Source organism: Streptomyces sp. NPDC111744, assembly GCF_055634995.1.
Window position 1 is genome coordinate 1 of record NZ_JBVKCG010000045.1, and the last position, 13780, is coordinate 13780.

A 13780-nucleotide genomic window follows, 5' to 3' on the forward strand; every position below is an offset into this window, starting at 1 on the left:
GGGCTCCAGCTTCGCCCACTGTGCGTTCGTCAGATCGTGCCGTCCCACGAAGTGGATCTTGACACATCAAGATCCACTTCTGAAACACACCCTAGGCGTCGCGACTGCGGGCCACTCGAACGAGCGACCCGAGAACGTTCTGCAGGGCCCTCCCAGGGCCGTCTGACAGCCCTGGGAGGGCCCTGGCAGGCTCAGGCGCCTGCGGCCCGCTGGTACCAGTCCTGGCCGATCACCATGTCACTCACGCCGCGGGCCTCGCAGTAGGCGACCAGGTCGGACGTGCGGTTGATGAACCCGTGCCCGTTGAAGTTGAGGCTGGTGTTGCAGAGCACCCCTGTGCCCCGCTGGGCCGCGACGGCCCCCAGCAGCCGGTGCAGCGCCGCGTTCGACTTCTCGGAGACGGTCTGCACCCGCGCCGAGCCGTCCACGTGGGTCACGGCCTTCAGACGGGTGTCACGGACCCGCCGGAAGTAGAGCATGTAGGGGTCCTCGAAGTCGCGGTCGAACGCGGTCGCCAGGTCCTCCACCCGGGCGCAGGGCGCGATCGGCCGGTAGTCCTCACGCTGCTTGATCTCGTTGAGCCGGTCCTTGCTGGCCGCGGAGAAGGCGTCGGCGAGCAGGGAGCGGTTGCCAAGCGCCCGCGGACCTATCTCCCAGCGCCCCTGGACCCAGGCTACCACACGGCCCGCGGACAGCGCCGTGGAGAGGGCGTCGTGGTCGAGGGAGCGGTGGGACCACCGGGTGGGGTCGGGCACCTGATCCCGGACGAAGTCCAGACCGCCGTACACGTTCCAGTCGATGTACGGACTGCCGGTCAGGGTCGTCTGGGCGTCGACGGCCGTACCGATGGCGGAGCCGGTGTCGTTGGCGCAGGGGGGAACGAAGACATCGCTGAAGTGACCGAGGTCGGCCCATTCCGCGTTCCAGTCGCAGTTGAGGCCGCAGCCGCCGGAGATGCGCAGCGGTATGCCCTGCGGCAGCTCGCGTACCGCGGTTTCGGCGAAGATCCGGAACATGCGCTCGGTGAGCAGGGCGGCCGCCGTCGTGCCGACGGCGGAGGTGACACCGCAGTCGAACAGCGGGGTGTCCCGGAACTCCTCCTTCGGCACCGGGTAGGTGTTCTCGATCTTCAGGAGTCGCTCGACCGCGGCCGTGATGTCGGCATCCGCGTCCCGGTGGTCGGCGTGGGCCGCGAGGGCCATCAGCTTGCCCGCGTCGCTGAGCCGGGGGATGCTGCCCTTCGCGGCGAAGGTGGGGTCGCAGATCGCGAAGAGAGCCGCGTACTTGGCTCCCGGCTGGTCCATCACGTCGATGGTCCGTACGACGCGGTACTTGTCGTCGACGAGGAAGAACTTCCCCGTGAGTCCCTCCCACACCAGGACGGCCTGGAGCGGGTGCTGCGCGGCCGGCGCCATCCCTATGCCCCCGAAAATGTGGGAGCGCTCGTGGGAGGAGGAGAAGTACTGCACTTTCTTCCCGAAGAACTTGCTCTCTCGCAGGATGACGGAGTCGGTGCCGAAGTATCCCGCGCCCTCGCTGCCGCGGATGTTGATGCCCTTCTCCTGCCAGCCGCCGACCGCGATGACGTCGGGCAGCCCGTCGAGCCGCTCGGCGAGTTCGAGGACGGTGGTGGGGGTGAGGAAGGAGTAGCGGGCGAAGGAGTCCTTCTCGGATTCGAGCGAGTGGAGCAGTTCGCCGTCGCGAATGGCGGCCACGCATCCGTCGTGTCCGGGTTTGAACGCCACTATCAGCATGAGTTTCCTCCGTGGGAACGCGTTACGGGCTGGGCGGGGAGAGGGGTGCTTTCGGGGATCGACCGAACGGGGCCGGGCGGCCACGGCGGCGAGCTGCGGCACATCTGCGTCGGGAATCGCCGTATCGAGTCCATCGCCTCGGCCACGGCGAGGGACTGGTCCAGTGGCACCAGGTACGCCGAGGGAGCGCCGGAGACGGCACGGGTCACCTCGGCGGCCATGAGCGCGTAGGGATCGACGGGTGGGTAGTGCCGCTCGTCGGCTTCGAAGCCTGTCTCCAGCCGCAGCGCGGCCGGCTCACGGCCCGCGGTGAACGGGCGGTCCAGGCGGAGGACCCCCGTGGTTCCCGTGATCACGAGTGCTTCGTGTCCGGTGCCGGTGAGGGACGCCAGCAGGACGGCAGCTCCCCGGTCGAAGCGGAGTTCCGCGTAGGTGCGTCTGTCCGCCGATCCGCCGGGCCAGGGGTCGCGGCGCACCGCTGTGACGGTGGGAACCGCCCAGCCGTAGGCCGCGAGTACCGCGCTGACCGCGTAGCAGCCGACGTCCAGGAGCGCGCCGCCGCCGAGCGCGGCGTCGCGACGGTAGTTGTGCCGGTCGGGGTCGGCCCCGTCGAAGGCCGCCTCGACGTGCCGGACCTCGCCGACGGCTCCCCGGGCCAACAGCTCCGCGATGTCCCGGGTACGGGGGTGCCAGCGGTTCCAGGCCGCCTCCACGAGGAGCCGGTCCGCCGCCCTGGCCGCGTCGGCCATGTCCTTCACTTCCGCGGCGGACAGGCCGAGCGGCTTCTCGCACAGCACGTGTTTGCCGGCCCGGAGGGCCCGCATCGCCCAAGTGGCGTGCACGCTGTTGTGCAGCGCGATGTAGACCACGTCGACCGACTCGTCCGCCAGGAGGTCTGCGTAGTCGGTGTACGTCGATACCGCGCCCAGGGCACGCGTGCGCCGCAGATCACGGCCGGCCGCGGCGCGCAGTTCGGCTCCGGGCAGTCCGCGAAGGGCCGGTCCCAGGCTGGCAGTGGCGATGTGGCCGGCGCCCAGGAATCCCCATCCGACGGTTTTCCCGTTCGCCGGTGTCATGGCTGAACACCGCCCGTCCGGTTCACTGCCGCCATGTCCTCCGCGGCGATCAAGTCGAGGACGAGGGAGCTCCAGCCGAAGGAGGTGGCCCCCTGCCCTGCTCCGGTGCGGGGGTCGTAGCACTCCCGCATCCCGGACTGCGCTGCCATGCGGACGGTGCGGTGCGCCAGTTCTCGCGCCGGTCCGTACCGGCCGCGGGCGCGCAGACCCCAGTAGAGGTACCAGTTGAGGTTCACCCAGCTCGATCCGCGGAAGATCGCGCCGGTCTCGAAGTGCGGGTCGAACGTGGATTCGTCGGCCGAGACGCTGGGAAGCGGGTGGGTGAGCCAAAACCGGTCCGGATTGAGCAGGTGTTCGTCGATGACGCGCTGAGCGAGCCGGTCGGGGACGGCGTCCAGCAGGATCGGGAAGAGGGACGAGACGGTGAGCACCTTCTGCTGTTCGCCGGTACGCAGGTCGATGTCCCAGAAAGCGCCCGCCTGTTCGTCCCAGCACTCGGCGACCAGCGCCTCCGTCACTCGGCGGGAACGGTCCGCGAGGACGTCCGCCGTGCGGTCCGGGGTGTGCAGGGCGGCGTGCAACCGGGACAGGGTGGCCAGTCCGTCCGCGTACACCGTGCCGAAGAGGACGTCGACCCAGCGGAACGCGCCGTGTCCCGCGTGGGCCGACTCGGGACGCCGTCCATGCTCGTACCGTTCGAGCAGTTCACGCATGGCCTGGTGCCAGCGGTGCGAGATCTCGGATCGCGGGACCCCCGCGATGCCCAGCGCCTCGTCGTACTTGCTGCTGGAGTCGAGACCTGATTCGTCCGGCTGGTGGATGACCGGCAGACCGGTCGGCAGGGTGCGCCGACGCCGTAACCAGTCGAAGAACGCCGTCGCCCGGGGCAGCACCGAGGCGAGCCATGCCCGGTCCCCGTTGACCGAGTACACCCGCTCGATCGCCCTGGCCAGGACCGGCGGCGCGATGGTGATCGACGTCCAGCCGTCCCACAAGGCGATACGGAAGTCGCTGGTCGCCCGGGCTCGCAGATTCCGCTGCCACAGGAGCATGTGGGGAAGGAAGCCGTCAGAGGTGAGACCATGCAGCAGGGTGTCGATCTCGGCGGCGGCGCGCGCCGGGTCGACGTGGCTCAGGGCTATCGCGTGATACGCGCTGTCCCACGCCCACTGGAAGGGGTAGCTCTCCGGCGAAGGACAGGTGAAGTCGTACGTGACGTCGTACGTCAAGCCGTGGTCGGCGCCGGTGCGGTGGTTCGCGGCGAGGGTGGCACGGGCATGGGCGGCGGCCTTGGCCGCTTCCCCGGCAGTTGAGGAGCCGTCGCGGCCCGCCGGGCGGACGGGAACGGTCACAGCAGTGACCCGCTCGCCTGCCGAACGTCGTCGGCCGCCTCGCGTAGCGTCTCCCGGCCGGACGGCGAACCTGGCAGCGCCGAGGTGGTGATCGAGGCCTTCATGCCGCCCGCGGCACCGTAGTTCTCGAAGGCTTCCCGTACCCCCGCCTCGTCCTCGAACGCGAGCCGGGAGGTCACCACCGACCCGGCGTCCACGACGCCGCGCAGGACGAGACGCAGGGCGACCCGGGCGACATGAGCCGAGCGGGTCATGGAGAACGCCCTGACGTCGAACGGCGTGGCCCTCAGTCTCAGCCCCTTGGCGAGGATCATCCAGGAACTGATCGGCTGCGGCAGCCCCGCGGCGCCGTAGACGACGTAGTCACCGCCGGGCCGCAGCATCCCCATGGCGAGTTCGCGCGCGTCGGGACCTTCCTGCGCGTCGATGTGCGGGAGCGCGTCGAAGACGAAGTCCGCGCACTGGTCCTCGTACTCGGTGACCAGAGCCTCGACCTCCGGGACCTGCCGGGAGAGGTTGAGCACGGTGGTGGCGCCGGCCGCCTCGGCACGGGCCAGCCGGGCGTCGTCCAGGTCGAAGACGGTCACCGAACGGACGCCGAAGTACCGGAGCAGCACTTGGAGCGCGAGCAGTCCGCTCGGCCCGCAGCCGAGCAGTACGCAGTCGTCCCCGGGCTTCGGGGGGTTGAGCAGCAGGGCGCGGAGGACGGAGGTCAGCGGTTCGATCACGGTGGCAAGGTGCCCGGGGAGTTCCGGTGGCACGATGACGGCCGCGGCCTGGTGGGAGTCGTGGAAGTGCCGATGGGTGTACCAGGTGGTCTCCTGGACCGCTCCGCGGTCGGCGAACAGCGGGCGGATGGCCCGGTAGTCGGCCATGCCTCCGAAGTCGGTCTGCCCCCAGTAGCAGACGCGGTCGCCCTCGCTCACGGCGCCCCGCAGAGCGGCGCCGACCTGGACCGCCTGCCCCACGTACTCGTGCCCGGGAACGATGGGCCAGGAGTCGGGGAACAGATGGCCACGGAAATAGGAGACGTCGGTCGAGCAGATCGACACGGCCTCCGTCCGCAGAATGACCTCGTCTGGGCCGCACACCGGATCGGGAACCGTTTCCAGAGCCAGGCGGCCGGGGCCGGACAGTAGGTACGCGCGCATAGAGCAGACCCTTTGCAACAGAGGTGGTGAGCCGTTCATGTCGTGCGGAGGCGACCGGACAGGTCAGGGCCCGCGACGACGGGCACGATCAGGACGTCTTCGTCCTGCGGATTCCGTGGCGCACGGCCCAGAGGGCGAGGCCGGTGGAGCAGACGGCCGACACGAGGAACGGGACTCGGGTGTCGATGTCGACCGTGAGGCCTGTCAGCCAGACCATGGCCGTGGTCACGGTCGCCGAGCCGGCGCCGAGCGAGGCGTTGAGCGGGCCGTGCTGCCGGACAGGAGTTCTACTCAGCGTCCAGCCCTGGTAGAGGGGGACAAGAGGGGCCACCCCGACGGCGAAGACCAGGACGCCCACGTAGACCAGGGTCACCGAGCCGGCGCAGAGCAGGACGTCGCCGATGACGGCCAGCAGGGCGCCGCACAGCACGACGGCGGGCACGGACATGTGTCCGGTGAGGAGATCTCCGGCCAGCCGGGCGCTGGTGTGGGCCACCCAGAGCAGGGCCAGCAGCACGGAGGCTTCGGAGAGCGAGAGTCCATACCGGTACTGACCGAGCGTGGTGACCCAGCAGACGACGACGGTCTCCGCGGCCATCAGCGTCGCGTACACCGTGATGTCCGGAAGCCAGGCCCGCAGTCGGTCCAGGGTCAGCCGCGGCTGCCCCGAACGGTCCGCGTCGCCGACGGCCGTCGTGTCCACGGACCGGTTCAGCACCGTGCCCATGACCACCAGTACGACGAGCGCGGCCGCGAAGATCGCGTACACCGCACGGTAGTCGCCGTCGTCCGGCACCAGGAGACCGACCGTGAAGGGCGCGACGAAGTTGGCGACGCCGAAGGTCGCGTACAGGGCGGAGATCCGGTGGTAGCGCTTCGGCAGCCGGAAGAGGTGGGAGACCGTGGCCAGGCAGCCGAACGAGAAGGCAGCGCCGTGGAGGAACGCCCCGGCCAGCACCCCGGGGAGACTCTGCGCGATCACCAGTACCGCACAGCCCGACAGTCCCACCAGCAGAGCCAGCAGGGTCGTCGCCGCGACCCCGATCCGGCGCAGCACCGCCGGTCCGGCGAACATCGCCGTGATGAGCCCGGCGTCCTTGAGGTTCTGGATGTTGGCGATCTGGCCGCCGCTCAGCGCGTAGTCCGAGCGGAAGGTGGTGACCAGCGCGGGGACCAGGCCCATGCCGAGAGCCAGAACTCCGTGGGCCAGGAACAGGTAGACGCTGGTTAACGCCTGCCCGGTCGAGGGGCCGGACATCTCGGGCCGCGGGGTCTTCCCGTCGGCCGGAGAGGGGGTTGTGGCGAGCTCTGTGTCGTTCACCGGGTCACCGCGGCAGCCGATGCGTCCGCGTACTCCGCCGGCGTCGTGTGTTCGGCGAACGTCTCCGGGTCGAGTTCGTGCGCCTGGCGCAGCTGTGACCTGCCCAGTTCGGGGCTTCCGTCGGCGCTCACGGTGCGTCCGATGCGGATGAGATAGCGGCACAGCACCTCGCGGCCCGTCCGCTCGTCGACGGCGCCACGCCGTACGGCCGTGGCGATGGCCTCCTCCAGGCCCGCGCGTTCGTTGGTGCAGCGCATCCGGTTGAACGCGTCGACCCCGCCGGACTGCTTGCGGGAAGCACTGCCTCCTTCACGGGGCACCCGGTAGCCGGTCGGGATGTCCGGCACATGGTCGATCTTCGCGCCGCTGCCCAGGTAGCGGAAGAGAGTCGCAACGTCCTCGCAGAACGGCACCGCCGAGAAGGGCACACGCAGTGCCAGTGCTGTGCGCAGGTTCATGGCGGACGGGATGGCGATGTTGTCCCGTTCGCGGGCCTGCTCCATCCAGCGCTCACGACCACGCAGCTTGGGCAGCCGCTGCTGCTCGTCGAGCAGGCGAAGGCCGGGCAGCAGTCCATCCGGCTCCCAGGGCGCGCCGTGTTCGTCGATGAACTCGATGTCGCTGTAGGCGAAGTCCAGCTCCGGATCGGCGGCGAAGAGCGCGCGTACCGCGGCCACGCGGTCCGGGTGCGCCAGGTCGTCGGCGTCGAGATAAGCGAGCAGGGTCTGTCCGTTGCGATGCGCGGCCTCGATGCCCAGGTTTCTGGCCTGTCCGGCACCGGCGTTGTGCGGAGCACGCAGCACCGTCACGGATCCGGAGAACGAGGAGGTGAGGTCCGCCAGGAACTCCGCGGTGTCCGGGGCGGGCGAGGCGTCGTCGACCAGGTAGGCGCACCAGGCCGGGTCAGTCTGCCGCTCAAGACTGCCGAGGGTCAGGCGCAGACAGTCCCGGCGCCACGGCAGGCCGTCGTCGAAGTACGGGATCACGAAGGCGACGGTCTCCGACCGGCTGATGGCAGAGAGCATGAGGGTTCCCGGAGGTGTGTTGTCCGACGGATGATCAGAGGCTGCTGGACGTGGAGGTGCCGTACACGACGGAACGCTCCGGCGGCCCGCCGACGGCCGGGGCGGTGTCGATCGTCAGTCCGGCCGGCTCACACCGGACACGCAACGCGTCGAGGCCGGTCACGACCAGGTCGGCCGTCAGCAGGGAGGCGGGGTGGGTGGTCGTCACCGCGATCGTGCCCATGCCGGCGGCCCTGGCCGACCGGAGCCCGGCCGGGGCGTCCTCGACGACCAGGCAGTCGGCCGGTGCCACGCCCAGCCGGGCCGCCGCGGCGAGGAAGGGCTCGGGGTCGGGCTTGCCCCGGGAGACGTCGTCCGCGGTGACGAGGACCGGTGCCTCGACGCCGACCTGACGCAGCCGGGCGACGGCGGTACGACGGCTCGCGGACGTAACGACCGCCCATCGGCCGCTTGGAAGCGCGCGCAGCACCTCGGCGGCGCCGGGCAGCAGGACGCAGTCGACGTCCTCGGCTTCCAGGTCCTCGTACCGCCGGACCGCGGCCGCCACCCGCTCGGCAGGCAGAACCTCGGAGACGACCTCGGTCACCGGACGACCGAACGCCTCGACCGCGTCGAACGAGCCCGGGGGCAGGCCGTGTTCCTCGCCCCACCTGGTCCAGCAACGCAGGATCGCGGCCGTCGAGTCGACCAGGGTTCCGTCGTTGTCGAAGAGGATTGCTCGCACCCACACGCTCTCATGCACCCCTTGGAAGTCACCGCACAAGAGTTTGGATATGCCCCGAGGCGGCGGCCTCGTTGCCGCACATCTCTCATCACAGGGACAACCGACGCCGTCCACGAGCACGGTGCGGTGATCACAGAAAAGCACGCGGCGGCCTGCCGGACCCTCCTGCCGGCCGTATGCGGGCCGTCGGTGCCGAAGCCTTGCCCGTTAGGACGTTCGGCGCGCACAACTCCCCCGCGCACAGGGCGCATCGGTTAGAGGGCGTCTGAAAAGCCTGTCAGCGGGCTGATCTTGCGAGGCGCCGCACGAGGAGCATGGTCATGGTGAGGTAGATGGCGTTCTCCGAGCAAACGCGCAGGTACTCATAGTCCTTCGGCAGCCGGCGACACCGTCCCAGCCAGGCGAACGTCCGCTCTACCACCCAACGCCGCGGGACCACCGCGAAGAGGGGCACTGCCGGAGGCGGTGGCGAAGAAGGGTGAAGCCTGCTCGTCGGTGCATCTGGCGCGCGATCCGTTTGGTCTTGGTGCTGACGCCCTCGGTGGGGCCGTCGCTGTAGGGAAGTGTTAGCGCGGCGATCACGGCGTCGCGGTCCCGCTCCAGGCCCCGGGTGAAGGCGTGTAGGCGGGGCAGGTCGACCGCGCGGACCTGGGCGATCCAGCGAGAGAGCCCGTCGGCGTTTCCTGTGCAAGGTGTGAGGAGCTCGGCGAAGTTCCCGAAATTGACACCCAGTTGGGTCATCCCGGGGCAGGCTGCGGTGAGTCGGGCCAGCAGACCGCGATGTTCCTTCTTGAGGTTGTGGGGCCTGGTGAGGAACATCCGGGCGAGCCGGCGCGGGGAGATGTGGCTGCGGTCGGCGTCCGCGCGGCCTTGGTTGATGTACTTGTGCAGGAGGTTGAGGCAGCCCTCATAGCCGAGGTCCATGATCTCTTCGAAGAGGTGCTTGACGGGGATGGCGGGGTCATCGGCCCGGCGTTTGCGCAGGTGCTCGCGGTAGGGATCGACGAGGCTGGCGCGGTATTTGGGGACGCGGAGAATCCGCTCGGGCCGGCCGGCTCGCGCGTAGCGTTTGACGGTGTTCAGGGCCAGCTGCAGACGGCGGGCGCACTCCAGCAGGCCCACTCCCTTCTCGAGCAGGTCATGGACCTGGTGCCAGCGTTCAAGAGTGGTTCGGGCGCGGGGCCCGTCGTAGATGGGTGCGTCCAGTACGGTGGCCCAGCAGCTGCTGTGCGCCTTCACCTCGCTGAGGGCGGCTTCGCACAGGTTGTGCCACAGATGCCACCGGTCCGCGACCTGGACCGCGTCGCGCAGGGCACGGTGGATGGCCTCGGCGTAGGTGGCCGAGCCGTCGCGGCACACGACCTCGACGCAGGGATGCCTGCGCAGCCACGCTTCCAGAGTGTCGGCGGTGCGATCGGGCAGCACGTCGATCCGCTCATGGCTCTCGGCGTCGATCACCACGGTGGCATAGCGGTGCCGTCGGCGCAGAGCGAAGTCGTCGACGCCGATCACGCGAGGAACCCGCCCGGTGGCCAACAGAATGCGCAACAGGGCGCGCAGGGCCGTGTGACGGGACAGGCCCGCCGCGAGTATCACCAGCAAAGGTGATCCCGCCCGGCCGCTAACTCCTTGACCACAACCTTGACTTGCCTGGTCAGACGCGCCGCGCGTCGCTGGTAACGCTCCAGCACCCCGGGCATCTGCTCGCGGAAGGTCTGCCGGCAGCCGCGCGTGGGACACACCAAGCGCCGCACCCGCACAACGACGACCACCCGACGTGCGTCGACCGGCCCGTCGGCCACCGTCCGCAGCTGAAATCCGTGCACCCGCCCCGACGACGCCCCGCACACGGGACAGACCACGGCGCCCGACGGAGTCCGTGCCCGCACCACGATCCGCTCGCCCTCGTCAGCCACATCCTCTACAACCAGCGGGGAAAGACCCGAAACACGGTCCGCACATGCTCGTTGACATCCTTCACGCCAGTGTCAACGACCCTCACAACGCTCCGTCACCACCGAATGTGGTACAGAGCCATCGAGTTGACACGCCGTCACCACTCGTGAATAAAGCCAGACACCAAAGTTGCCCGTTCGAGCAGCGAACGGAGAGTGCCAGGTTGCGCCATGGCGTGCTGGGTAACCCATCGCGGGCGGGCCGGTGCCGTCCTCGAGATGCCGGTGTGGCGGTGGGCAGAGGGGAAACTTTGTATGGCGTGGGGGGCGGTAGCCAGACCGCCACGTTCGGTCGAGCGCACGCATGCGGTGGTGACGAGGTCCGATGGCCTGCTGCGCGCCGGTCACGGCGAAGCCGCATGCCTCCTTCTGCGGCTATTCGCCGACCAGATGCCATGACCACGCACACCAGTCAGCTGTGAAGACCCGTTTATCTGAGAGGAACAAATGATGCGTGCCAACGTCTTCAACGAGTTGGGTGGCCCCGAGGTGTTAGAGATTGCCGAATTGGTTGATCCGCACCCCGGTCCTGGCGAGGTGGCCATTGATGTCGCTTATGCCGGGGTGAATTTCTCCGACACCATGGCGCGTTCCATCGGCCACCGCGTGGGGGCATTTCCGTTCGTGACGGGTGCGGACGTCTCAGGAGTCGTCCGGGCGGTCGGGGATGATGTGACTGACTTCGCTCCTGGTCAGGAGGTCGCGGCGTTCATGGCGGGTGGTGGGTACGCGGAGATAGCCGTCGCTCCCACAGCCACTGTCTTTCCGCTGCCCGAGGGCCTGTCGCTGCGAACCGCCGCTTGCCTGCCCAGCGTGGTACCCACTGCCTACGCGCTGTTGCACGAGATCGCACGGATCCGCGAAGGCGACTCCGTTCTCGTCCACAGCGCGGCCGGCGGTATCGGCACGGTGGCCGGGCAGATCGCCCGGCTGGGCGGCGCGTCAGCGGTATACGGAGTTGTCGGCAATCTCGATAAAACCGAGCACGCGCTGAAGTACGGCTATGACCGTGTTTTCTTGACGGACACTTTTGACACAGACGTTCTGGAGGCCACCGGCGGTCAGGGCGTGGACATTGCCCTGGACCCGCTGGGCGGCGACATCTTCCGCCGTACCCTCGGGGTTGTCGGACGTTTCGGTCACCTGGTCTCCTTCGGAAACACAGGAGCAGGCGCACCCTGGCAAGTCGGTCCCGGCGAGACCTACCCGCTCTCTGTCTCCGTCTCCGGTTTCTCCATCCCTCGCCTGGCTGCTTCCGATCCGGCCCGGCTGCGCAAGATCACCGAACTGGCCTTCCGCATCGTCGCCGACGGTGAGCTGGAACTCCCGGTCACCGCCGAATTCGACCTGGCGGACGCGTCCGAGGCTCACCGCCTCCTGGAGTCCCGTACGAGCACCGGCAAGATTTTGCTGCGGGTGTCCGCCTCCTAGCGTCCTGCCCCTGAAATTTGCTCGAGATGCTGGGTGAGGGAGTCGGGGATATCGTCGGCGATCTAGATCCATACAAAGGGTTCCTCGTCCTTGTTTGGTCCTTGGTTCCAGGGGTTGATTCCCTTCTCGAGGTTCTGCAGGATCTTGTGATTACGCCGCGCCAGATCATCTGGCCGGTCAGGAAGAATTTCAGTACTGTCCCGCGATTCGCCTGCGCTGTATTCGCCCACACGGCTGAGGCGTTCTGATTCTTCGTCACAGACGATCAGGATCGCGGTGGCCGTACCCTGGCCCGACTCCCTCAGCCAAGCAGCCGACCGGAAGCAATTAGCTATCGGTCACGAACTACAGATGCCGTGTCATCCCACAGGAAGAACTACCTTAATGGTTATCGCCTCGAACGCTCTGCCCGTAGCGGGACTGCATGACCTGTCGAATGAATCCCGCATGATCGCGACGCCGTGGAGTCGGATGGTACGCGGCATTGGCCTTGGCCAGTATCCGGTGGACTACGACCCCATTGTTTCCGGGCGGATCCGCGAAGCGTTCGGCTTGCTGACGAGGAAAGTTCCAGACTCCAATGGCTACACGCTGTTCTCTCGGCTGCTGACGGATTTGATCCTCGACGTGGAAAACCCCGGCACCGACGTTCCACGCGCTGCCGTTGAGCAGGCTCTCGGGCCCATTCTGGGCGCCGTCCGGTCGGAGAAGAACACCTATTTCCGGCTGATGGCGGGCTGTATCCTGATGGATGCCTTCGCCAAACTGGGGCTGGACCAGGGACTGCTGGTCAACGAAGATTTGGACTTCGCGGCAGAGATGCTGGCGGTGGCCAACGAGATCGAGCCGGACCGGATTGGTGACGGTAACCGCGGTCGGCACGGTCACTACGAGAAGCTCTCCGGTTATTCCGCGGTATTTCTGGCAATCGGCCAGCTCGGCCTGAAAGAGCAGCTGGTCTCCGGTCCGCGCAACTACATACAAGAGGCACTGGACCTGCTGGAGAAGATACCGGCGTCCTTCTTCCGGGCCCGCGGCGGCTCTGTGCTCTTCTCCGTGATCTCGGTGCTCGGATACGACGCGCTGATCTTCGATGGGGAACGGGACTACATGAAGGAGGTCCTCGACCACCTGGACAGCGACGACGAGCTGAATCACCCCACCTCCTTCCCGCAGCCGTCCACGCCCGGATTTGCCACGGTCTATCCCATGCTCACCATGTTGAACGCCATCGCGGTGTCCGGCCGGGCGGAATACCTGACCTACGGCCGGGACCGGTTGGCGTTGGTGAGAGAACTACTGGCCGACATCCTGCCGGTCGAGATGGCCCACATGGGCCTGTACTACATCGTGGCCCTGCACAATCTGGGGCGCCTTGAGGAGCAGATTCCCGACCTAAATGCTTTCGTCGAACGCTTGGTGGGGCAGTGGGAAAGCATTGATCCCAGTGAGGATTTCTTCCTGCACGGGGTGGCGTATCCGTACCTCATGGAAACCGCCATGATTACCGGCAGGTTGGATCTGATCACCGACAAGGCAGTAGAGCGCCTGGTAGACGCCTGGATCTATGCCGACCGGGCCGAGCAAGACCGCCTTAACCGCTGCTATCCACTGAGTTACTCCCTCACCGCTCTCGGGGAGATAGGTGTCGGGGAAATGGTGTTCACGCCCAGGGAAAATTATGACGGCGACTCGCCGATTGCCTGGGTCATCGGCCACCTTTCCGAGAACGCCGAATCGGAAGGCGCCCGGTTGACGATGCTGAACCACGCGCTCGTCAACTATGCTCTCCGTCTGCGAGGCACCGATCGACAGGACACGGAGCTGTTCAAGAATTTCCGGTTCCTCCTCACCGCCTCTTCGTAAACCACGGCCGAACCACTCGACCCAGCCGCCGGCCAGGGGGTTGCCGAAAAATGCCCATATGATCAGCGCGCGTCCGAACAGGATCAATAGCTGACCGCAATACTTATTTTTCGGCAACCCCGGCT

9 protein-coding genes and 2 pseudogenes are annotated in these 13780 nt (G+C 67.8%); 2 read left to right on the forward strand and 9 right to left on the reverse strand.

Features of this window, described 5'->3' with window-relative positions; translation table 11 throughout:
• Positions 1-191 precede the first annotated feature (191 nt).
• The 9 genes and pseudogenes from ACZ7OO_RS42450 to ACZ7OO_RS42490 all read right to left on the reverse strand — a co-directional run bounded on the left by ACZ7OO_RS42450 (position 192) and on the right by ACZ7OO_RS42490 (position 10384).
• Positions 192-1715 carry a carbamoyltransferase C-terminal domain-containing protein gene (locus ACZ7OO_RS42450; protein WP_471512748.1) on the reverse strand — a complete coding sequence of 508 codons (1524 nt, stop codon included), beginning with the start codon at positions 1713-1715 and terminating at the stop codon, positions 192-194.
• 32 nt (positions 1716-1747) lie between these two features.
• Positions 1748-2830, reverse strand: coding sequence for a Gfo/Idh/MocA family protein (locus ACZ7OO_RS42455; protein ID WP_471512749.1), 1083 nt, complete (start codon positions 2828-2830; stop codon positions 1748-1750).
• Complete coding sequence (locus ACZ7OO_RS42460) at positions 2827-4182, reverse strand: MGH1-like glycoside hydrolase domain-containing protein (RefSeq protein WP_471512750.1); 1356 nt, start codon at positions 4180-4182, stop codon at positions 2827-2829. Before ACZ7OO_RS42460 ends, ACZ7OO_RS42455 begins: the two co-directional genes overlap by 4 nt.
• On the reverse strand, positions 4179-5333 hold the full coding sequence (locus ACZ7OO_RS42465; protein WP_471512751.1) for a zinc-dependent alcohol dehydrogenase: 1155 nt from the start codon (positions 5331-5333) through the stop codon (positions 4179-4181). The genes ACZ7OO_RS42460 and ACZ7OO_RS42465 overlap by 4 nt, the downstream gene beginning before the upstream one ends.
• Before the next feature lie 88 nt (positions 5334-5421).
• A complete protein-coding gene (locus ACZ7OO_RS42470) occupies positions 5422-6654 on the reverse strand; it encodes an MFS transporter (protein ID WP_471512752.1) in 1233 nt (410 codons plus the stop codon).
• The gene (locus ACZ7OO_RS42475) at positions 6651-7679 is read right to left on the reverse strand and encodes a glycosyltransferase family 2 protein (RefSeq protein ID WP_471512753.1); all 1029 of its coding nucleotides are present in this window, start codon (positions 7677-7679) and stop codon (positions 6651-6653) included. Before ACZ7OO_RS42475 ends, ACZ7OO_RS42470 begins: the two co-directional genes overlap by 4 nt.
• A gap of 34 nt (positions 7680-7713) precedes the next feature.
• A complete protein-coding gene (locus tag ACZ7OO_RS42480; RefSeq protein ID WP_471512754.1) occupies positions 7714-8409 on the reverse strand; it encodes an HAD-IA family hydrolase in 696 nt (231 codons plus the stop codon).
• 271 nt (positions 8410-8680) lie between these two features.
• Positions 8681-8887, reverse strand: a pseudogene (locus ACZ7OO_RS42485) (transposase); the annotation flags it as partial.
• Positions 8818-10384, reverse strand: a pseudogene (locus ACZ7OO_RS42490) (ISL3 family transposase). The pseudogenes ACZ7OO_RS42490 and ACZ7OO_RS42485, both read right to left, overlap by 70 nt.
• A gap of 424 nt (positions 10385-10808) precedes the next feature.
• On the opposite strand from ACZ7OO_RS42490, the gene ACZ7OO_RS42495 reads away from it, so the two are divergent.
• Both ACZ7OO_RS42495 and ACZ7OO_RS42500 read left to right on the forward strand, forming a co-directional pair.
• Entirely contained in the window at positions 10809-11789 is a 981-nt protein-coding gene (locus tag ACZ7OO_RS42495; RefSeq protein WP_471512755.1) for a quinone oxidoreductase family protein, read from the forward strand.
• Between the two features lie 447 nt (positions 11790-12236).
• Positions 12237-13655, forward strand: a complete 1419-nt coding sequence (locus ACZ7OO_RS42500) for a hypothetical protein (protein WP_471512756.1) — start codon at positions 12237-12239, stop codon at positions 13653-13655.
• The last annotated feature ends 125 nt before the right edge of the window (positions 13656-13780 follow it).

Bases quoted from the DNA above. Each gene is read 5' to 3' on its own strand.
- ACZ7OO_RS42495 (WP_471512755.1), top strand. From the start codon at position 10,809: ATGCGTGCCAACGTCTTCAACGAGTTGGGTGGCCCCGAGGTGTTAGAG.
- ACZ7OO_RS42465 (WP_471512751.1), bottom strand. From the start codon at position 5,333: ATGCGCGCGTACCTACTGTCCGGCCCCGGCCGCCTGGCTCTGGAAACG.
- ACZ7OO_RS42455 (WP_471512749.1), bottom strand. From the start codon at position 2,830: ATGACACCGGCGAACGGGAAAACCGTCGGATGGGGATTCCTGGGCGCC.
- ACZ7OO_RS42500 (WP_471512756.1), top strand. From the start codon at position 12,237: ATGATCGCGACGCCGTGGAGTCGGATGGTACGCGGCATTGGCCTTGGC.
- ACZ7OO_RS42475 (WP_471512753.1), bottom strand. From the start codon at position 7,679: ATGCTCTCTGCCATCAGCCGGTCGGAGACCGTCGCCTTCGTGATCCCG.